Raw genomic sequence first — 19,080 nt, 5'->3', positions numbered from 1 at the left:
GCTCATCGTGTCAGGCGGCGGGTTCCCAGCGGAGCGCGAAGGGTGTCTGCCACATCTCCAGGAACGGCCGGCGGGTCGGCTGTTCGGTGTCGGTGGGCGCGCTCGGGAGCCGGCGGGTGCCGGTGTGGTCGACGAGGTAGTAGGCGCCGTAGGGGTCGCGCCAGAGGTAGATGCCGGGGAAGGGTTGTCGGCACTCGAAGTGGCCGTGGGTCTTGATCCGGTGGTGGGTGGTGGTCATCGGCCCGTAGTTCCCCACGCCCGATATCCCGCCGTGGTCGTGGGGGACGGTGTGGTCGACCTGCATCGAGGAATCGGTGCAGGTGGCGTAGGGGAACACGTCGGCCGGCGTCATCAGGCGCACGGCCTGGCGATGTCGGTCCGGGATCTCGTAGGCGTCGACCGGTGCTTGGCCTTCGATGTCGAGGACCGGCTGGATGGTGAACTTCGCCTTGGGGCCGAGGACGTCGCGGACCCAGTCCTCGGTCACGGGGCCGTGGCCCTCGACCCGGACGACCTTCTCGCGGTCGGCGCCGGCGTACATGTGCACGAACAGCACCACCGTCGGGAGCAGGTCCGCCACATCGGGTAGATCCGGCTCGTGGTGAGGTGCTGGGCGAAGGCGGTGACGGCGGCGTCGATGGCGTTGATGGTCGCGGCGTCGGCGCGGATCAGGAACGAGGCCATCCCGTTGCCCTCGTTCGCGGTCTTGCGCGCGAAGGTGGCCCTCGCGGCCCGTTCCTCCTTCTCCCTCGCCACCTCGGGGGCGGCCTGGGCGACCTTGGCCTCGACCAGGGCCTCGAACCGGGACCAGGTGATCCGCCCGTCCGCTGACTCCACGACGCCGGCATCGACGTAGGCCGCTTGCTCCGGGGTGAGGTCCCGCGTCTGCTTGGTGACGTGCCGGGCATACGAAGCGCGGACCTCCCCGGCCTGCACCCGCTGCCACAGCTGGGGGTGGCGGTGGTGCAGGTCCAGCGCGTCGGCCATCAACGCCCGCGCCGCGAACGTGGACCGCCCGATCCGCGCCCCGAAGGCCGCGGCGGCGAACTCGGTGACCTCCGGGGTCCCCGCGCCGCCGTACCGCCGGGCCTGCTCCCTACCCGGCAGCGCGGCGGTCGCGGGGTCAAGGCGGTCCGGGGAGTGCACGATCGCCCACTGGTACGCGGCCCGCAGCAGGTTCACTTCGGCGCGGCGGGCGGTCTGGGCGCAGGCGTCGGCGAAGTCGAGGATCTGCTCCTCGGTCATCGCCTCCAGGCCTGCTCCGTGCATGTACCTAGTCCAGCACCGGGCACCGACAATCAGGCCCCGATCCACGCCTCGGGTCTCGCAATGTGAGACACTTTCCGAAATTCTTTTCGAGTATTCATCTTCGGGGTTTCCGTGGGTGGCCGGGGTGGTTTCGAGGCTCGCTTCGCTCGCACCTCAACCACCGGGCCGACGCCGACCAGCGAGCCGGGAAGCAACGGCGACCCCCGCCCGCCTTCCCCATCGCTGCCTTGTCGGTCCCCACACGAACGGGCCGCGAGCTGCCGTCAGTCGCCGGCGCTGCTTTCGCCGTACGGGGTCTCGACAAGCTCGACCACCGGGCGCCGACCGTGAGCCGGGAAGCAGCCCCGACCCCACGCCCGCCGTACCCGTCGCTGCCATGTCGGTCGCAACCCGACGCCCCACCGCAGGACGCGGACACCCGCCGGGGTCTCGACGAGCTCGACCAGCGACGCCGGCGGCCGGTCAGCCACCGGCCGCGGCCGGCTCCCGCTTCCGGATCCCGAACAGCGTGTAGGCCAGCGCCACGATCGCGGTGATGCACAACAGCGTCAGGCCGATCGTGTAGCTGTGGTCCGCCTCGTTGTACGTCGCGCCCATCACCAGCGGCGGGAAGAACCCGCCCAGTCCGCCGGCCGCGCCCACGATGCCGGCGACGCTGCCTACCCGCTCCTTGGGCGCGGTCGCCGCGACCCAGGCGAAGACGCCGCCGGTGCCGAGCCCGAGGAACGCCGCCATGAGCACGAACGAGAGGCCGGCCGGCCACTCGGGCTGCGGCTGCAACGCGACGACCACGGCCATCACGGCGGCGCCGGCGAAGGACGTCGCGGCGACGACCCGCGGACCGATCCGGTCGGAGAGCACGCCGCCGATCGGACGGCAGATGACCGCGGCGATCGCGAAGCCGGCGGTGCGCGTGCCGGCGCCGGTCAGGTCGAACTCGTAGACGTCCTTGAGGTAGGTCGGCAGGTAGGTCGAGAACGCCACGAACCCGCCGAACGCGACGGCGTACAGGAAGGCCATCGACCAGGTCACCGGCAGCTTCGCGGCCGCGGCGAGCTTCGGCACCACCGGGTCGTGGTTGGGCACCCACGCGGGCGAGTCGCGCATCGCCGACCAGACGAGGAACGCGATCGCCACCAGCGCGGCCGCGATGATCACGTGCGTGGCCTCGTAGCCGAACCACTTCACGAAGCGGGGCGTGAAGAACGCCGACAGCGCGGTCCCGCCCATGCCGGCCCCGAAGACGCCGGTCGCGAAGCCGCGGCGGGGCGCTTCGAACCAGGCGTTGACGAACGGGATCCCGACCGCGAACGTCGTGCCGCCGATGCCGAGGAAGAACCCGAACAGCAGCATCAGCCCGTAGGAGTCCCGGTTGCCGGCGAACGCGACCAGCAGCACGAACGGCGCGGTGGCGAGCATCAGGATCGTGAACATCAGCCGACCGCCGAAGCGGTCGGTCAGCGCGCCGGTGACGATCCGGCCGAGCGACCCGACCAGCACGGGGATCGCGACGAGCAGCGACTTCTGGCCGGACGACAGGTCCATCGCCTCGGTGTAGCGCACCCCCAGCGGCGCGATCATGTTCCAGGCCCAGAAGCTGATCGCGAAGGCCAGCGTGGCGAGCGCGAGGTTCCTCGCCTGGCCGCTCCTCAGCGACGCGGACGGGGTCGACGCGGCGGCGGTCTCGCTCATCCTTGGTTCCTCTCCCGGTCGGTGGTCCCCACCGGGCTCCAGCCCGCGCGCGGGCGGCCGGTGGGCGCCGGGGTCCGCACGTCGCGGCTCCGGTAGACGATGTACGGCCGGAACAGGTAGTGCACCGGCGCGGTGAAGGCGTGCACGAGCCGGGTGAACGGCCACGCCGCGAACAGCAGCATCCCGACCAGCACGTGCACGTGGAACTGGACCGGCGCCTCGGCCATCGCGTGGACGTCGGGGTTGAGCCGGAAGATCGAGCGGAACCACGGCGAGACGGTCTCGCGGTAGTTGTGCGCCTCCGAGCCGGCGCCGACCGCGACCAGGGTGGTCCACAGGCCGAGGACGATCGCGCCGACCAGCAGCACGTACATCAGCTTGTCGTTGCGGGTGGTCGCCATGAACACCGGCCCGGTCAGCCGCCGGCGGATCACCAGGATCACGATCCCGGCGAGCGTGCAGAACCCGGCGATGCCGCCGAACAGCAGCGCGTTGAAGTGGTACATGTCCTCGGACACCCCGACCGCCTCGGTCCAGTGCTCCGGGATGACGAGTCCGCCGACGTGGCCGATGAAGACCACCAGGATGCCGAAGTGGAACAACGGCGAGCCGACCCGCAGCAGCCGCGACTCGTAGAGCTGCGAGGAGCGCGTGGTCCAGCCGAACTTGTCGTAGCGGTACCGCCAGATCGTGCCGAGCACGAGCGTCGCGATGACCAGGTAGGGCAGCACGCCCCACAGCAGCACGTTCACCGGTAGCCCCCGATCGGCAGCAGGTCGAGCCCGACGGTCTCGGTGGGCGGCCCGCCGACCATCGCCTGGACGGCCGCGCGGTCCTTCGGCGACGGCCCGGGCAGCGTCGCGCAGACGGCGGCCACCACGTCGGCGTACGGCGAGTGGTCCTCGACGAGCCCGATCCGCAGGAGCTCCAGGCTCGGGCGGTACTCCCGCAGCAGCGCCTCGCCGGCCTCCGGGTCGGCGACGGCCGCGAACTCCAGCACCATCGGCAGGTAGTCCGGCAGCTCGCCGGCGGTGTCGACCAGGAAGCCGCTGGCCCGGTACGCCGCCTTGAACCCGGCCAGCACCTCGCCGCGGCGGCGGGTGTCGCCGTCGGTCCAGTACGACAGATACAGCGCGTGCCGCCGGGACAGGTCGAACACGTCGACGTACTGACGCTCGAGCTCGCGCAGAGGCGTGGCCGCGAGGTGGTCGAGGAACTCGTCGAGGCTCGTGACCCGGTGCTCGGCGAGCGCGGCCCGGATCGTCGGGAGGCGCTCGACGAGCCGCTCGTCGGGATAGGCGAGCAGGTACGACGCAGCCTGCCGGACGACCCGCGCCCTCATCGGTCGCCCTCCTGCCGGTCGTCGTTGCGGACCGGCGGGAACAGCCCCGGCGGTGTGCCGTTGCCGTCCCAGTTGAGCAGGTTGACCCGGCCGCGCAGCTCCTCGTTCCCGGTAGGCTCGTCGGTGGTCTGCCGCTGCTTGAGCGCGTGGAACGTCTCGACGGCGACCGGCACGGGTCGCCCGCTGGCCTCGCCGAACGGACCGGAGTCGTACATACCCGGGCCGTCGTCGAAGTCGAGCGAGCAGCCCAGCTCCTCCAGGTCGTGGGCCTGCTCGACGTGCGCCTTCGGGATCACGTAGCGCTCGTCGTACTTGGCGATCGCCATCAGCCGGTACATCTCGTACATCGACTCCTCGCTCATCCCCACCGATGCGGGGATCGAGCGGTCGGGCTCGCGGCCGAGGTTGATGCCGCGCAGGTAGGCGCGCATGGCGGCGAGCTTGCGCAGCACGCCGTCGACGACCTCGGTGTCGCCCGCGGTGAACAGCTCCGCGAGGTACTCGATCGGGATCCGGAGCGCCTCGATCGCGCCGAACAGGACGTCGCGGTCCTCGGCGTCGTGGCCCTGCTCGGACAGCAGGTCGACGACCGGCGACAGCGGCGGGACGTACCAAACCATCGGCATCGTGCGGTACTCCGGGTGCAGCGGGAGCGCGACGCGGTACTTCTTCGCGAGCGCGTAGACCGGAGACCTCCGGGCGGCGGCCAGCCAGTCCTCGGGGATGCCCTGCTCGCGGGCGGCGGCGAGCACCTGCGGGTCGTCGGGGTCGAGGAGCAGATCCAGCTGCGCCTCGTAGAGGTCCTTCTCGTCCGGCACCGACGCGGCCGCGGTGACCGCGTCGGCGTCGTACAGGAACAGGCCGAGGTAGCGCAGCCGGCCGACGCACGTCTCCGCGCACACGGTCGGGATGCCGACCTCGATGCGCGGGTAGCAGAACGTGCACTTCTCGGCCTTGCCGGACTTGTGGTTGAAGTAGATCTTCTTGTACGGGCAGCCGGTGATGCACTGGCGCCAGCCGCGGCAACGGTCCTGGTCGACGAGCACGATGCCGTCCTCGGAGCGCTTGTAGATCGCACCTGAGGGGCAGGACGCCATGCAGCTCGGGTTCAGGCAGTGCTCGCAGATCCGCGGCAGGTAGAACATGAACGTCTGCTCGAACTCGAACTTGATCTTGTCCTCGGACTCCTTGCGGATCCGCTGGACGATCGGGTCCAGGTGTCCCAACTCCGGCGCGCCCCCGAGGTTGTCGTCCCAGTTCGCCGACCAGGTGACCTGGGTGTCCTCGCCGGTGATCAGCGACTTCGGCCGGGCGACCGGGAAGTCGTCGCCGAGCGGCGCCTCGACCAGGGTCTTGTAGTCGTAGGTCCACGGCTCGTAGTAGTCGGCGAGCTCGGGCTGCACGGGGCTCGCGAAGATCGACAGCAGCCGCTTCAGGCGACTGCCGGTCTTCAGCCGGAGGCGCCCACGCCCGTTGAGCTCCCAGCCGCCCTTCCACTGCTCCTGGTCCTCGTACCGGCGCGGGTAGCCCTGCCCGGGGCGGGTCTCGACGTTGTTGAACCACACGTACTCGGTGCCGGCGCGGTTGGTCCACGCCTGCTTGCAGGTGACCGAGCAGGTCTGGCACCCGATGCACTTGTCGAGGTTCATCACCATGCCCATCTGGGCCATGACGCGCATCAGTACGTCACCTCCTGCGACCGCTTCCGGATCGTCGTGACCATGTCGCGCTGGTTGCCGGTCGGGCCGAGGTAGTTGAACGTGTAGGAGAGCTGGGCGTAGCCGCCGATCAGGTGGGTGGGCTTCACCAGCAGCCGGGTGACGGAGTTGTGGATGCCGCCGCGCCGGCCGGTCGCCTCCGACTTGGGGACGTCGATGGTGCGCTCCTGTGCGTGGTAGACGTACACGACACCGGGCGGCATCTTGTGGCTCACGATCGCCCGCGCCACCAGCACGCCGTTCTCGTTGGTGGCCTCGACCCAGTCGTTGTCGTGGACGTCGATCGCACCGGCGTCCTGCGGGCTCATCCAGACCGTCGGCCCGCCCCGGCTCAGCGAGAGCATGAACAGGTTGTCCTGGTACTCGGAGTGGATCGACCACTTCGAGTGCGGGGTCAGGTAGCGCACGGTGATCTGCAGGTCGCCCGTGGGGCCGAGGGCCGGCTCCCCGAACAGCTTCTGCATGTCCAGCGGTGGCCGGTACGTCGGCAGCGCCTCCCCGACGTCGGTCATCCAGCGGTGGTCGAGGTAGAAGTGCATGCGGCCGGTGAGCGTGTGGAACGGCTTGAGCCGCTCGATGTTGACGGTGAACGGCGCGTATCGGCGGCCGCCGGTCTCCGACCCGGACCACTCCGGCGAGGTGATCACCGGGACCGGCGCGGCCTGGGTGTCGGCGAAGCTGATCCGCTTCTCCTCCGAGCCCTCGGCGAGGTCGTGCAGCCGCTTGCCCACCCGCTCCTCGAGGGTCCGGAAGCCCTGCACGGCGAGCGCGCCGTTCGTCGTGCCGGAGAACCGGAGGATGGCCTCGGCCATCTTCTTGTCGGTGTCGATCGCGGGTCGGCCGGCGCCCGCGCCGTGCGACATCACGCCGTTGCTCTTCGCGAGCGCGGCGACCTGCTCCTCCAGGCGGTAGGTGACGTTCTTGACCGTGAACCCGAGCGTGTCCGCCAGCGGCCCGACGCTCGCGAGCTTGTCGGCGATCGCGGTGTAGTCGCGCTCGACGACCTGGTAGACCGGGGTCGTCGCGTACGGGTCGCGCGGCGTCTCGCCGGGGGTGTCGTGCTGCAGCGGCACGCTGACCAGGTCCTTGCGGGTCCCGAGGTGCTTCGCGGACAGCTCGGAGAGCCGCTGCGCGATCGCGTGGAACGCCTCGAAGTCGGTGCGCGCCTCCCACGGCGGGTCGATCGCCGGGCTGAACGCGTGCACGAACGGGTGCATGTCGGTCGAGGACAGGTCGTGCTTCTCGTACCAGGTGGCCGCGGGGAGCACCACGTCGGACAGCAGCGTCGTCGACGTCATCCGGAAGTCGGCGCTGACCAGCAGGTCGAGCTTCCCCTCCGGCGTCTCCTCGTGCCACGCCACGTCCTGGGGCCGCGGCGCCGCGGGGTTCTCGCTGCCCAGGACGTTGGAGTGCGTCCCGAGCAGGTTCTTCAGGAAGTACTCGTTGCCCTTGGCGCTCGAGCCGAACAGGTTCGACCGCCACAGCACCAGCGTGCGCGGCCAGGACTCCGGGGCGTCGATGTCGGCGATCGCCGGGTTCAGCCGGCCGTCGGCCAGTGCGTCCTTGACGTACTGGGCGGGGTCGTCGGCCGTCGCCGCCTCGTCGGCGACGTCGAGCGGGTTGCGGTCGAACTGCGGGTAGAACGGCATCCAGCCCCGGCGGGCCGACTCCGCGATGGTGTCGGCGGTGTGCTTGCCCCTGAGGTACCCCTCCGCCAGCGGCGAGCTCAGCGAGTCGGCGGAGTATCCGTCGTTGCGCCACTGGCCGGTGTGCATGTACCAGAACGAGGTGCCGGTCATCGTGCGCGGCGGCCGGCCCCAGTCCAGCGCGTTGGCGAGCGAGATCCAGCCGGTGATCGGCCGGCACTTCTCCTGCCCGACGTAGTGCGCCCAGCCGCCGCCGTTGCGGCCCATGCAGCCGGTGAGGATCAGCAGCGACAGGATCGCGCGGTAGGTCGCGTCGCCGTGGAACCACTGGCAGATGCCCGCGCCCATGATGATCATCGAGCGGCCGCCGGACTCCTCGGCGTTGCGGGCGAACTCGCGGGCCACGCGGATGCACTGCTCGGCCGGGACGCTGGTGCGCTCGGCCTGCCAGGCCGGGGTGTACGGCGAGCTCGCGTCGTCGTACCCGCTCGGCCACTCGCCGGGGAGCCCGTCACGGGCCACGCCGTACTGGGCGAGCATCAGGTCGTAGACCGTGGTGACCCGGTGCCCGCCGACCGTCCGGGTCGGCACGCCGCGCCGGAGCACGGAGCCGGAGCCGTCGGCGTCGACGAACGCCGGCAGCAGGACCTCGACCGCCTCGCTGCCCTCGCCGGCCATCGTCAGCGTCGGGCTCACGCCCTCGAGGTCGAGGTTCCAGCGGCCCGTGCCGGACTCGGCGTACCGGAAGCCCATCGAGCCGTTCGGGACCACCGGCTCACCGGTGGCGCCGTCGAGCAGGACGGTCTTCCAGCGGTCCTCGTCCGCAGCGCCGCCGAGGTCCTGCGCCGTCAGGAACGTGCCCGGCACCAGGCCGCCCTGCTCGTGCTCCTCGAGCCGGACGAGGAACGGGAGGTCGGTATACCTCCGGACGTAGTCGCAGAAGTTCGGCGTGCGCCGGTCGACGAAGAACTCCTTGAGCAGCACGTGCCCCATGCCCATCGCCAGCGCGGCGTCGGTGCCGGCCTGGGCGGGCATCCACTCGTCGGCGAACTTGGTGTTGTCGGCGTAGTCGGGGCTGACCGTCACGACCTTGGTGCCGCGGTAGCGGACCTCGGCCATCCAGTGCGCGTCGGGCGTCCGGGTGACCGGAACGTTGGAGCCCCACATCATCAGGTACGACGCGTCCCACCAGTCGCCGGACTCCGGGACGTCGGTCTGGTCGCCGAACACCTGCGGGCTGGCGACCGGCAGGTCGGCGTACCAGTCGTAGAACGACGTCATCACGCCGCCGATGAGCTGGATGAAGCGGGTGCCGACGCAGTGGCTGACCATCGACATGGCCGGGATCGGCGAGAAGCCGGTGCACCGGTCGGGGCCGTGCACCTTGATCGTGTGCACGTGGGCGGCGGCGATCATGTCGATCGCGTCGCGCCAGCTGACGCGGACCAGGCCGCCCTTGCCGCGGGCCTGCTGGTACTTCCTGCGCTTGACCGGGTCGCCGACGATCTCGGCCCACGCCTCCACCGGGTCGCCGAGCCGCTCGCGCGCCTCGCGGAACATCTCCACGAGCACGCCGCGGGCATACGGGTAGCGGACCCGGGTCGGGGAGTAGGTGTACCAGGAGAACGCCGCGCCGCGCGGGCAGCCGCGTGGCTCGTACTCGGGCCGGTCCGGGCCGACCGACGGGTAGTCGGTCTCCTGACTCTCCCAGGTGATGATCCCGTCCTTGACGTACACCTTCCACGAGCACGAGCCCGTGCAGTTCACGCCGTGCGTGGAGCGCACGACCTTGTCGTGGCTCCACCGGTCCCGGTAGAAGACGTCGCCGGCGCGGCCGCCCTCGCGGAACACCGCCCGGGCGTCGCCGGTCTCCTCCCATCGCGTGAAGAAACGGCCGGCTCGGAGCAGCGCATCGCTGCCCGGACCGTCGATACCCACCCGAGAGGTGTCGGCCATGGCACTCAAGGTAAAAAACCTCCGAACGCGGTCGCAAGGGCGTCGAGCCCGGCGCGCCGGGCCGCGACGTCACGGTCACGGCAGAAGCCGGTGCGCCGGCGCTTCAGGCACAGCAGCCCGACCAGCCGGCCGTCCTCCGTGACCACCGCGCGCCGCCGTTCGTCCCGGGCGACCAGCTCGCGCAGCGCCTCCTCGGCGGTCACCGTCGGCGCGATGGTGCGGCCGGCCAGCACCGCGTGCGCGAGCGCGGGCGCCGCGTCGTCGGCCGTCGCGAGGTCGGCGCGGACCAGGGTGCCGAGCAGCACGCCGTTCCGGGTCAGCAGCACCATGTGGACGTGCTCGTCCTCGAGCTGCGTCCGAGCCGCGCGCACGCTCGTGGCCGCGTCCAGGGTCGTGGGGCGGCGGACGACGACGTCCGCGACCACCCGGTCGGCGGCGCACGCCGGGTCCACGGTCACCACACGGCCGGGAGTCATGCCCCCACCCTCGGGGAACGTCAGCCGTGCACCTCAGGGACGTTGGTCCCGAAAGCCCCTGCCCATCGGCATCTGCTCGTCGGCGCGGCCGCGGCTCACCGGCGCTGCGGGTCGACCTCGAGCGGCTGTTCGCCGAGCTGACCCTCACATCGACAAGGAGAACCTCGGCGTCTTCCCGGTGGCCGTCGTGACGCTCGGCGTGGAGGGCTGGGGCACCGTGGCCCGGGCGAGCAGCCAGACCAGCCCGGCGCCGAGCGACCAGGTGGGGTGGCCGGCAGGTCGCGCCAGGGCGAGAAGCCACGGGTCATGACGCGGTGCCGAGGCGGAGCAGGCAGGCGCCCGGCTCGACGAACGGGAGCAGCTCGACACCGTCGGCCGGCGCGCCGTACGTCTCCAGCGCGCCCTGCGCGATGCCCAGGTGCACGGCGCACACGACGTCCGGCTGCTGGTGCGCCGCCTCCAGGAGCGGGCAGCGGGTCAGCCGCAGCTCGCGGTCGTCGGCGTCCGGCTCGGGGGCGAAGCCCATGTCCTCGAAGATCCCGGTCACCTGGCGCCGCGCGCCCGCGTCGCCGCCCTCGGCCGCGCCCGCGTCGTGGGCCAGGCGCCGGCCCCAGTCCGCGCCGGCGCGGCGGGCCTCCTCCGACGGCTCGGGGCTGGTGCGCGCGATCACCGCCGCGAGCGCGGCGGCGAGCCCGGCGTACTCCGGGCGCGGGTCCTCCTGGCTGCGCGGCGTCGCGGCGTACAGCCAGCCCGGACGGCCGCGGCCCGAGGGCGGCGCGGGCGTGCGGGCCACGAGGCCGCTGCGACGCAGGCCGTCGAGGTGCTCGCGCACGGTGTTGGCGTGCAGGCCGGTCGCGGCCACGAGCGCCGGGAGGCTGGTCGGCTCGGGCTGCGCCTGGAGCGTCTCGAGCAGCGCCGCGCGGGACGGTGAGACCAGCCGCCCACCCGCGGTGCGGGCCGGTCGGGGACCCAATTTATTTTCCACGGGATCTATTGTGCCAAAATGGGAGGGCCCGGTCACCACGACCGGCTGTGACGAAGGAGACGACCATGACGATCGGCCAGGACCTCGGCCTCAGCGAGACCGGCGGCTGCGGCTGCGGCGCGGCGCACGAGGACATGCCCGAGCTCGACGCCCGCGCGATCCCGCACGCCGTCCGCCACGCGGCCGTCAAGGGCGCGCTCGCCTCGCTCCAACCGGGCGGCGCGATGGTCCTGGTCGCGCCGCACGACCCGGTGCCCCTGCTGGACCAGATCGAGGCCGAGAACCCGGGCGCGTTCTCCGTCGAGTACGTCGAGCGCGGGCCCGAGGCGTGGAAGCTCGCGTTCGTGCGCCACTGACGTCCGCCTAGGCTCGGGGGCATGAGCATCCTCGACGCGAAGATCGCCCGCCTGGACGGCACGCCCACGACCTTGGGCGCCCTCACCGACGGGCGCGTGGCCCTGCTGGTCAACGTCGCCTCCCGGTGCGGGCTGACGCCGCAGTACACCGGGCTCGAGGCGCTCCAGGAGCGGTACGCCGACCGCGGGTTCACCGTGGTCGGGCTCCCGTGCAACCAGTTCCTCGGCCAGGAGCCGGGCACGGCCGACGAGATCGCGGAGTTCTGCTCGGCGACGTACGGCGTGACGTTCCCGATGACCGAGAAGATCGAGGTCAACGGCGACGACCGCCACGAGATCTACGCCGCACTCACCTCGACCCCGAACGAGAAGGGCGAGGCGGGCGACGTCGAGTGGAACTTCGAGAAGTTCCTGCTCGCCCCCGACGGCACCGTGGTCGCCCGGTTCCGCCCCAAGGTCGAGCCCGACGACCCGCGGCTGGTCGACGCGATCGAGGGGCTCGTCGAGTAACTAGACGCAGCTATCGCTGGACCGAGGTCCTGCCTTCCGCCGCTGCTCGCCCGGTCGTCGGCGGTCGAGCAGCGTCGTCCTCCGCATCGCCCAGCGTCGCCTTGAGCGCGGCGCGTGCCTCGCTGTAGCGGCTTCGTGCAGTCGAGGGATTGATGCCGAGCACGTGCGCTGCCTGGGCGAGCGTGAAGCCGTCCCAATGCACGAGTCTGACCACCTCGCGCTGGCGCGAAGGGAGACGGTCGATCGCGGCCCGGAGAGACACCAGCACGGCCTGATCGGGTGCGTCGTCCGTCCGCCGGGTGCTGAGGTGGGCGCGAAGGTGTGCCGCCAGCGCGGCCCTGCGCCGAGCGCCGCGACGGTGGTTCGACAGCACGTTCGCTGCGATGGCGAACAACCACATGCGCTGCTCGGTGGCGGCCTCGACGGGCATCGCCGTGACGCGCCGCCAGGCGTGGAGCATGGTCTCACCGAGCAAGTCGGCGGCGTCCGCGCGAACGGTGACACGGCGTTCGAAGTACGCGGTGAGGTCGGCTCCGTTCGCTCGGAGTGCATCGGCGAGGCGTGCCCGCGCAGGGTCCGCGCCGAGGTCGCCCGACCCCCTCCCGGCCCTCACTGGTCACACTCGGAGGCGACGGTCGTCACGACGCTCGCGGGGTCGTAGCCGTGGGTGTCGAGGTAGTCGTGCACCTCACCGTCGACCACGAACAGGATCGAGTGCACCTCCAAGTCGTCGCCTTGGAACTCCTCCCTCAACTCAGCGCGAGTGGGGTGTCCCACCGAGACGCGTTCCATGTGGTCGAACCAGCGATCGGCGGCCGCAGCCCGGTCGATCGCGCTCAGGTCGAGGGCGTTCACGAAGTCCCGGGCGGCGGCGACCGCAGCCTGCTGGGTACTGGCCTCGGCACCGTCGTCCGGCGCACCGCGACCGTCCTCTCGTGGCTCTACCGACACATGGAGGCGGCAGCCGGTTCCGGCGCTGGTCGAGAACGGGAAGATGCCGGGCAGCACCCCACTCGCGGCGGCAACCCCACCGACGAGAACGATCGGGACGACGGTGCCGACCACCGCGAGAGCTCGACGGCGGTGGACCCGCGGTCCGAGTGCAGCCTCCTCCGTCTCTCGCACGACGTCCTCCACAGCCTGGGCGAAGGCGGTGTCGCGAGCCGCGAGCGGCGGCGCTGATCGGGTCAGCAGGTCATCGAAGTCCATCGGCTGCTCCTCCGGGTTCGTCTGAGGGTCTCGTCCTTACCCCTACATGTCCGGATCCATCCGAAGTGTCCGATACGAACCCGACAGCTCGCAGCCGCATGGTGCGCTGTGCCCCTCGCCTTTCTCGGACGCCCGTGACCAAGCCCACCCCGGGCGCCGACGAAAGTAGGGTGCGGGCCGTCGGCGCCCTTACCTAGCCTCGGCGGGTGAGCACGGAGACCACCCCGACCCCCGCCGGCACCGCACCCGAGAAGCTCGACCGCGGGGTGCTGGTCGTCGCCGGCGTCGTCGTGCTCGGCGCGATCATGTCGATCCTCGACATCACGGTCGTGTCGGTCGCGCTGCAGACCTTCCAGCGGGAGTTCGACGCCACCCCGGCCCAGGTGGCCTGGACGATGACCGGCTACACGCTGGCGCTGGCGGCGGTCATCCCGCTGACCGGCTGGGCCGCGGACCGGTTCGGGACCAAGCGGCTCTACCTGCTGGCGATCGTGCTGTTCGCCGCCGGGTCCGCGTTGTGCGCGCTCGCGACCAGCCTCCCGATGCTGGTGACCTTCCGCGTGCTCCAGGGCCTCGGCGGCGGCATGCTGATGCCGCTCGGCATGACGATCCTGACCCGCGCGGCGGGCCCGGAGCGGGTCGGCCGGGTGATGGCCGTGCTCGGCATCCCGATGCTGCTCGGCCCCATCTTCGGCCCGATCCTCGGTGGCTGGCTCATCGACGCCGCGAGCTGGCACTGGATCTTCCTCATCAACGTCCCGATCGGCGTCGCCGCGCTCACGTACGCCGCGATCGTGCTGCCGCGCGACCACGTCGAACCCTCCGAGACCTTCGACTGGCTGGGCATGGTGCTGCTGTCGCCGGGCCTCGCGCTGTTCCTCTACGGCATCTCGACGATCCCGGAGACCGGCACCTTCTTCGCGACCAAGGTGCTGGTGCCGGCCCTCGTGGGGGCCGTGCTGATCGTCTCCTTCGTCCCCTGGGCGCTGCACCGCCGCAACCGGCACCCGCTCATCGACCTGCGGCTGTTCCAGAACCGCAACATGACCATCGCGGTGGTCGCGATGTCGCTGTTCGCGGTCGCGTTCTTCGGCGCCGGCCTGCTGTTCCCGCTGTACTTCCAGATGGTCCGGCACGAAGACGCCCTCCACGCCGGCGTGCTGCTGGCCCCGCAGGGCTTCGGCGCGATGATCACGATGCCGATCGCCGGCGTGCTCGCCGACCGGATCGGTCCCGGAAAGATCGTGATGACCGGGATCGCCGTCATCACCGTCGGCATGGCGATGTTCGCGACGCTGACCGACACCACGTCGTACGCGTTCCTGCTCGGCTCGCTGTTCGTCATGGGCCTCGGCATGGGCGGCACGATGATGCCGATCATGTCCGCGGCGCTCGCCACCCTGCGCGACCACACCATCGCGCGCGGCTCGACGCTGATGAACATCGTGCAGCAGGTCGCCGCGTCCATCGGTACGGCGGTCTTCACGGTGCTGCTCACCAACGGGCTCCAGGACGCGGTGCCCACGCCGGCCGGCCAGGCCGCGGTCTTCGGCGACGTCTTCCTGGTCGCGGCCGTGCTCGTCGCGCTGGTGCTGGTGCCCGCGTTCTTCCTGCCCCGCCGCAAGCTCGCGCACCAGGTCGACCCCGCGGTGATGGTGGGCCACTGACCCGGACTAGGACCGGAAGCGCCCCGTCACCGGCGGCAGGTCCGCGAGCGTCACGATCCCCGGCGGCGCGGCGACCACGGCCGGCACCGCGTTGGTCACCGGCATCGCCGTGTAGATCATCCCGAGGTCCATGACGCTCTCGGTCCAGTCCCGCGGCGGCAGGCAGTGCAGCACCGTCCGCATGTTCGGCACGCCGAACACCTGGACGACGTGGCCGTGCGCCAGCGGCTTCGGCGGCACGGTGTGCGAGCCCATGACCCAGTTGAAGCCGACGCTGACGACGTTGCGGTCGCCCACCCAGCCGCGGTGGTAGCCCAGCACGCCGCCGATCGTCCCGGCCGGGATCGTCATGAAGCCGAGGTCACTGTCGCCGGTGGCGGTCGTGAACTCGACGTCGAAGGTCAGCCGATCCAGGGTGGCGCCGATCGCGTCGGCCATCAGCGCCGCGGACTCCGCGAAGACCTCGCTCTCCCGGCGCACGCTCTCCGCCAGGCCGGGGGTGTCCGGCGGCCGGGAGAACCCCATCGCCCTCTGGGTCTCCGCGCTCGCGTACGTCGAGCAGTCGACCGACTCGGTGATCCGGATCTCGTCGACCCGCTCGCAGGCGCCGCTCAGCACCATCCCCACCAGGTTCGTCAGGCCGGCGTGGGCGCCGCTGCCGAAGATCGACGCGCCGCCCCGCTCGCACGCCTTCCGGACCCGGTCGAGGTCCTCGGGCGACTGCTTGCCGCCGGTGATCCACGCCGCGGAGCTGCACACGTTGACGCCCGCCTCGAGCAGCGCGCAGAGTTCGTCGACGCTCGGCCACAGCGGGTTGTAGCAGCAGGCGTCGGCGCCCAGCGCGAGCAGCGCGGAGACGTCGTTCGTCGCGAGCACGCCGGTCGGCTCGGGCCAGCCGCACAGCTCGGCCGCGTCGCGGCCCACCTTGTCGGCGCCGTGGGCGTACACGCCGACCAGCTCCAGGTCGGAGCGGCCGAGGACGGCGTGCAGCGACCGGCGCCCGATGTTCCCGGTCGTCCACTGGATCACGCGCAGGGGTCTGTCCATGACCGCAGACTAGAACGCGTTCTAGTGGACTGAACAGCGGGTGACGGTCGTCTCGTGACTCGACGCACGTCGCCGACGACTCGACATCGGGGCCCGCTCTCGGAAACGTGGGGGGCTCCGCACGCGACCGAAAGGCCACTCCTGTGACCCTCATCCTCGATCGCCGCCTGCCCCGACGCCGGCGCGAGATCGTCGCCGTCATCGACCCCGTCTGGGCCGCGCCCGGCCACGACGTGACCTCTCGGGTCCGCCCGCCGGCCGAGGTCGTGCACGCGGCCGCCGGCCGGCTGACCCGCTTCCTCCAGCCCGGCGAGGACGTGGTCGCGACCGACGAGGGCCTGCTGTCGCTGCGCCTGCGCCACGAGGACCGCGCGGCGCGGCCGGTCCGCCTCCAGGAGATGGCCTACCACGCCGTCGAGGCCCTCGACGGGCTCGCCGACCACGACGGCGTCGTCGACCTCGGCGTCGGCTGGGCGCACGTCTCTCGCAAGCAGTCCCCGGAGCAGGCCGGGCTGCACGCCGCCGCGGCGGCCGAGGAGTCGGTCCTGCAGCGGGACCTCCAGCCGCGGCTCCAGGGCGCGCACCTGCGCACCCGGCGCCCGCGGATCAACCCGTGGACGGCCGGCCGCCAGGTGCTGCTCGCCACCGCCGGGGTCGCGCTGGTGCCGTTCCTGGCGCTGGTCGGCCTGTACGCGCTCGGCGTCGACGCCTCCAGCGTCGTGTACTGGACGCTGGTCGGCGCCCTGACCATGACCACCGCGCTGATCTGGGCCGAGTGCTCCCACGCGGTCGATCCGGCGCGCCCACCGGCGACACCGACGAACCCGCCACCGCGGGCGACCGCCGTGATCGCGGCGTACCTGCCCAACGAGGCCGACACCATCGTCGAGAGCGTGCAGACCCACCTCGCCCAGGAGTACGCCGGTGGCCTGCAGGTCGTGCTCGCCTACAACACGCCGGTGCCGCTCGCCGTCGAGGACGAGCTGGCCGAGCTCGCGCTCCGGCACCCCGATCTCACCGTGCTCAAGGTGCCCGACAGCACCTCGAAGGCGCAGAACGTCAACGCCGCACTGCGCGTCGCCGAGGGCGAGGTGGTCGGCATCTTCGACGCCGACCACCACCCGATGCCCGGTGCGTTCGAGCGCGCCTGGCGCTGGATCGACGACGGCGCGGACGTCGTGCAGGGCCACTGCGTGATCCGCAACGGTGACGACTCCGCGCTCGCGAAGCTGGTCGCGGTCGAGTTCGAGCAGATCTACGCCGTGGCCCACCCGGGCCGCGCCGCGCTGTTCGGGTTCGGCATCTTCGGCGGCTCCAACGGCTACTGGCGCGCCTCGGCGCTGGAGCGGATCCGGCTGCGCGGCTCGTTCCTGGCCGAGGACATCGAGGCGTCGGTGCGGGTGCTCGAGGCCGGCGGCCGGATCGTCAACGACCCCGGACTGGTCAGCCGCGAGCTCGCCCCGGAGACCCCGAAGGCGCTGTGGAACCAGCGGATGCGCTGGGCGCAGGGCTGGTTCCAGGTGTCGCTGCGGCACTTCTGGTCGGTGCTCCGGTCGCCGGTGCTCACCACGCGCCAGCGGATCGGCGTCGCCTACCTCCTCGGCTGGCGTGAGCTCTACCCGTGGCTCGCGCTGCTGGCCTGGCCGCTGCTCGCCTTCTACGTCTGGCGCGACGGCGGCCTCGACCTCTCGTCGCCGATGTTCCTGCTGCTGACGGTGTTCACCGCGGCGTCGGGGCCGCTGCAGACGCTGGCCGCCTGGCGGCTCGCCGAGCCCGACGTACGCCGGCACCGGCGCTGGTTCGTCGGCGCCGCCCTGGCGAACATGTTCTTCTACACCGAGCTCAAGAACGTCGTGAACCGCGTCGCCCAGCTCAAGCAGCTGCGCGGCGAACGACGCTGGGTGGTGACGCCGCGCTCGGCCGGCACCGCCGGTGGCACGGACCCGCACGCCCTCGACGCGGCGGAGGTGGCGGCATGACGGTCATCCCCCTGAACCGCGAGGCGGAGCACGCCGAGCAGGCCGAGCAGGTCGCCCCGCCGCACAGCTCGACCGCGCGGTACCCGCTCGGCTGGCTGCGCGGGCTCGCCGCGCTGTGCGTCGTCTTCTTCCACTCCTACCAGCACAACCGCGACCCCGAGACCTGGGCCTGGCCGTTCTCGGGCGCGGCCCACCAGGCGATGCTCGGCACCGACCTGTTCGTCGACATGTTCTTCGTGCTGTCCGGGCTGGTGCTCTGGTTGCCGGCCGCCCGCTCGTGCGTCGACGGCACCACCGGGCGCCCCGGCAGGGTGCTGCTGCTGCGCCGGATGGCGCGGCTGCTGCCGCTCTACTATGCGATCGTCCTGGTCGTCTGGGCGGCCACGAACCCGGCGCTGCCCGGGCACTGGCAGGACCTGCTGCTGCACCTGAGCTTCACGCAGATCTACAGCGACCGGTACATCTTCTGGACCGACGGTCCCGCCTGGTCGCTCGCGGTCGAGTTCCACTTCTACCTGCTGATGGCGCTGGCCGTGCCGCTGGTCAACGCCGCCGCCGCCCGCACCCCGGGCCGGCGCGGCCGGATCGGGGTCGCGTCGGCGCTGCCCGCCCTCTGCGCCGCGATCGGCGCCGGGTACCTGCTGTGGGCCACGGTCCTCACCGAGCACGACGAGACCGCCTGGTCGGTGTGGTTCGCCGCGCCGTCGCGCGGGGTGGACTTCGGCCTCGGCATGGGTCTCGCGGTCCTGATCGCCGCCGGCGTCCGGCTCGGGCCCGCCGCCCGCCGGATGCTCGGCGTCGCCGGCCTGGCCGGCCTCGGCGTGCTGGTGATGACCCGCCCGTTCGACGTACCGGCGGCCAGCGAGTGGTGGCACCCGCTGTACTCCCTCGCGGTCGTCACGCTGCTCGCCGGCGTGGTGCTGCACGAGGGCCCGTGGTCGCGGTGGTTCGACTGGCGACCGCTGGCGTTCGTCGGCACGCTGGGCTACGGCGTCTACCTGATCCACGAGCCGGTGATGCGGTACGCCGGGCACGTCGGCCTGCTGCCCGACCCGCGGCCGGGCTGGTTCTTCGTCTGGACGGCCGTGGTGGTCGCGGTTCCGAGCCTGGCGCTGGCATGGGTCAGCTCGCGCACGCTCGAGCCCGCCGGGCTCCGGCTGCTGGCCACGATGGACCGCCGGGGCCGGCCGCGCGACTACTACGACCACCTGGCCGGCCGAGAATGACC

General features: G+C 71.8%; 17 protein-coding genes. 5 read left to right on the top strand and 12 right to left on the bottom strand.

Annotation, left to right across the window (positions count from 1 at the left end; all coding sequences use genetic code 11):
• Positions 1 to 10 precede the first annotated feature (10 nt).
• From ABD086_RS01250 to ABD086_RS01210, 9 genes are all read right to left on the bottom strand, one after another.
• On the bottom strand, positions 11 to 559 hold the full coding sequence (locus ABD086_RS01250; RefSeq protein ID WP_343904902.1) for an HNH endonuclease signature motif containing protein: 549 nt from the start codon (positions 557 to 559) through the stop codon (positions 11 to 13).
• Positions 484 to 1,269 carry a hypothetical protein gene (locus tag ABD086_RS01245; RefSeq protein WP_343904901.1) on the bottom strand — a complete coding sequence of 262 codons (786 nt, stop codon included), beginning with the start codon at positions 1,267 to 1,269 and terminating at the stop codon, positions 484 to 486. Before ABD086_RS01245 ends, ABD086_RS01250 begins: the two co-directional genes overlap by 76 nt.
• Positions 1,270 to 1,731: 462 nt before the next feature.
• Entirely contained in the window at positions 1,732 to 2,961 is a 1,230-nt protein-coding gene (locus ABD086_RS01240; RefSeq protein WP_343904900.1) for an MFS transporter, read from the bottom strand.
• Positions 2,958 to 3,713: a respiratory nitrate reductase subunit gamma gene (gene narI, locus ABD086_RS01235; protein ID WP_343904899.1), complete on the bottom strand. Its 756-nt coding sequence runs from the start codon at positions 3,711 to 3,713 to the stop codon at positions 2,958 to 2,960. The genes ABD086_RS01240 and narI overlap by 4 nt, the downstream gene beginning before the upstream one ends.
• Positions 3,710 to 4,303, bottom strand: a complete 594-nt coding sequence (narJ, locus tag ABD086_RS01230) for a nitrate reductase molybdenum cofactor assembly chaperone (RefSeq protein ID WP_343904898.1) — start codon at positions 4,301 to 4,303, stop codon at positions 3,710 to 3,712. The genes narI and narJ overlap by 4 nt, the downstream gene beginning before the upstream one ends.
• Entirely contained in the window at positions 4,300 to 5,982 is a 1,683-nt protein-coding gene (gene narH / locus ABD086_RS01225) for a nitrate reductase subunit beta (RefSeq protein WP_343904897.1), read from the bottom strand. Before narH ends, narJ begins: the two co-directional genes overlap by 4 nt.
• The gene (locus ABD086_RS01220; protein ID WP_343904895.1) at positions 5,982 to 9,623 is read right to left on the bottom strand and encodes a nitrate reductase subunit alpha; all 3,642 of its coding nucleotides are present in this window, start codon (positions 9,621 to 9,623) and stop codon (positions 5,982 to 5,984) included. Before ABD086_RS01220 ends, narH begins: the two co-directional genes overlap by 1 nt.
• 5 nt (positions 9,624 to 9,628) lie before the next feature.
• The gene (locus ABD086_RS01215; RefSeq protein WP_343904893.1) at positions 9,629 to 10,099 is read right to left on the bottom strand and encodes a CBS domain-containing protein; all 471 of its coding nucleotides are present in this window, start codon (positions 10,097 to 10,099) and stop codon (positions 9,629 to 9,631) included.
• Between the two features lie 304 nt (positions 10,100 to 10,403).
• The gene (locus ABD086_RS01210) at positions 10,404 to 11,072 is read right to left on the bottom strand and encodes a helix-turn-helix transcriptional regulator (RefSeq protein WP_343904892.1); all 669 of its coding nucleotides are present in this window, start codon (positions 11,070 to 11,072) and stop codon (positions 10,404 to 10,406) included.
• Positions 11,073 to 11,149: 77 nt separating this feature from the next.
• Between ABD086_RS01210 and ABD086_RS01205 the strand changes: the two genes are divergently transcribed.
• Together ABD086_RS01205 and ABD086_RS01200 are read left to right on the top strand one after the other, a co-directional pair.
• Positions 11,150 to 11,440 (top strand): DUF2249 domain-containing protein, encoded by a 291-nt coding sequence (locus ABD086_RS01205; RefSeq protein WP_343904891.1) that lies wholly within the window; start codon positions 11,150 to 11,152, stop codon positions 11,438 to 11,440.
• A 21-nt stretch (positions 11,441 to 11,461) separates the two neighbouring features.
• Positions 11,462 to 11,950, top strand: a complete 489-nt coding sequence (locus tag ABD086_RS01200; RefSeq protein ID WP_343904889.1) for a glutathione peroxidase — start codon at positions 11,462 to 11,464, stop codon at positions 11,948 to 11,950.
• A gap of 10 nt (positions 11,951 to 11,960) precedes the next feature.
• Here the strand turns inward: ABD086_RS01200 and ABD086_RS01195 are convergent, their stop codons facing one another.
• Positions 11,961 to 12,563 (bottom strand): RNA polymerase sigma factor, encoded by a 603-nt coding sequence (locus tag ABD086_RS01195; protein ID WP_343904888.1) that lies wholly within the window; start codon positions 12,561 to 12,563, stop codon positions 11,961 to 11,963.
• Positions 12,560 to 13,087 (bottom strand): hypothetical protein, encoded by a 528-nt coding sequence (locus ABD086_RS01190; RefSeq protein ID WP_343904886.1) that lies wholly within the window; start codon positions 13,085 to 13,087, stop codon positions 12,560 to 12,562. Before ABD086_RS01190 ends, ABD086_RS01195 begins: the two co-directional genes overlap by 4 nt.
• 278 nt (positions 13,088 to 13,365) lie before the next feature.
• On the opposite strand from ABD086_RS01190, the gene ABD086_RS01185 reads away from it, so the two are divergent.
• A complete protein-coding gene (locus ABD086_RS01185; protein WP_343904884.1) occupies positions 13,366 to 14,826 on the top strand; it encodes a DHA2 family efflux MFS transporter permease subunit in 1,461 nt (486 codons plus the stop codon).
• Positions 14,827 to 14,832: 6 nt separating this feature from the next.
• Here the strand turns inward: ABD086_RS01185 and ABD086_RS01180 are convergent, their stop codons facing one another.
• Positions 14,833 to 15,873: an NAD(P)H-dependent amine dehydrogenase family protein gene (locus tag ABD086_RS01180; protein ID WP_343904882.1), complete on the bottom strand. Its 1,041-nt coding sequence runs from the start codon at positions 15,871 to 15,873 to the stop codon at positions 14,833 to 14,835.
• A 143-nt stretch (positions 15,874 to 16,016) separates the two neighbouring features.
• Here ABD086_RS01180 and ABD086_RS01175 point away from each other — a divergent pair, with 143 nt between their 5' ends.
• Both ABD086_RS01175 and ABD086_RS01170 read left to right on the top strand, forming a co-directional pair.
• Positions 16,017 to 17,852, top strand: a complete 1,836-nt coding sequence (locus ABD086_RS01175; RefSeq protein ID WP_343904880.1) for a glycosyltransferase family 2 protein — start codon at positions 16,017 to 16,019, stop codon at positions 17,850 to 17,852.
• On the top strand, positions 17,849 to 19,078 hold the full coding sequence (locus tag ABD086_RS01170) for an acyltransferase family protein (RefSeq protein ID WP_343904878.1): 1,230 nt from the start codon (positions 17,849 to 17,851) through the stop codon (positions 19,076 to 19,078). The genes ABD086_RS01175 and ABD086_RS01170 overlap by 4 nt, the downstream gene beginning before the upstream one ends.
• The last annotated feature ends 2 nt before the right edge of the window (positions 19,079 to 19,080 follow it).

Source organism: Nocardioides aquiterrae (assembly GCF_039526625.1).
GTDB lineage: Bacteria > Actinomycetota > Actinomycetes > Propionibacteriales > Nocardioidaceae > Nocardioides > Nocardioides aquiterrae.
This window is presented reverse-complemented; position numbering and strand designations above follow the sequence as displayed.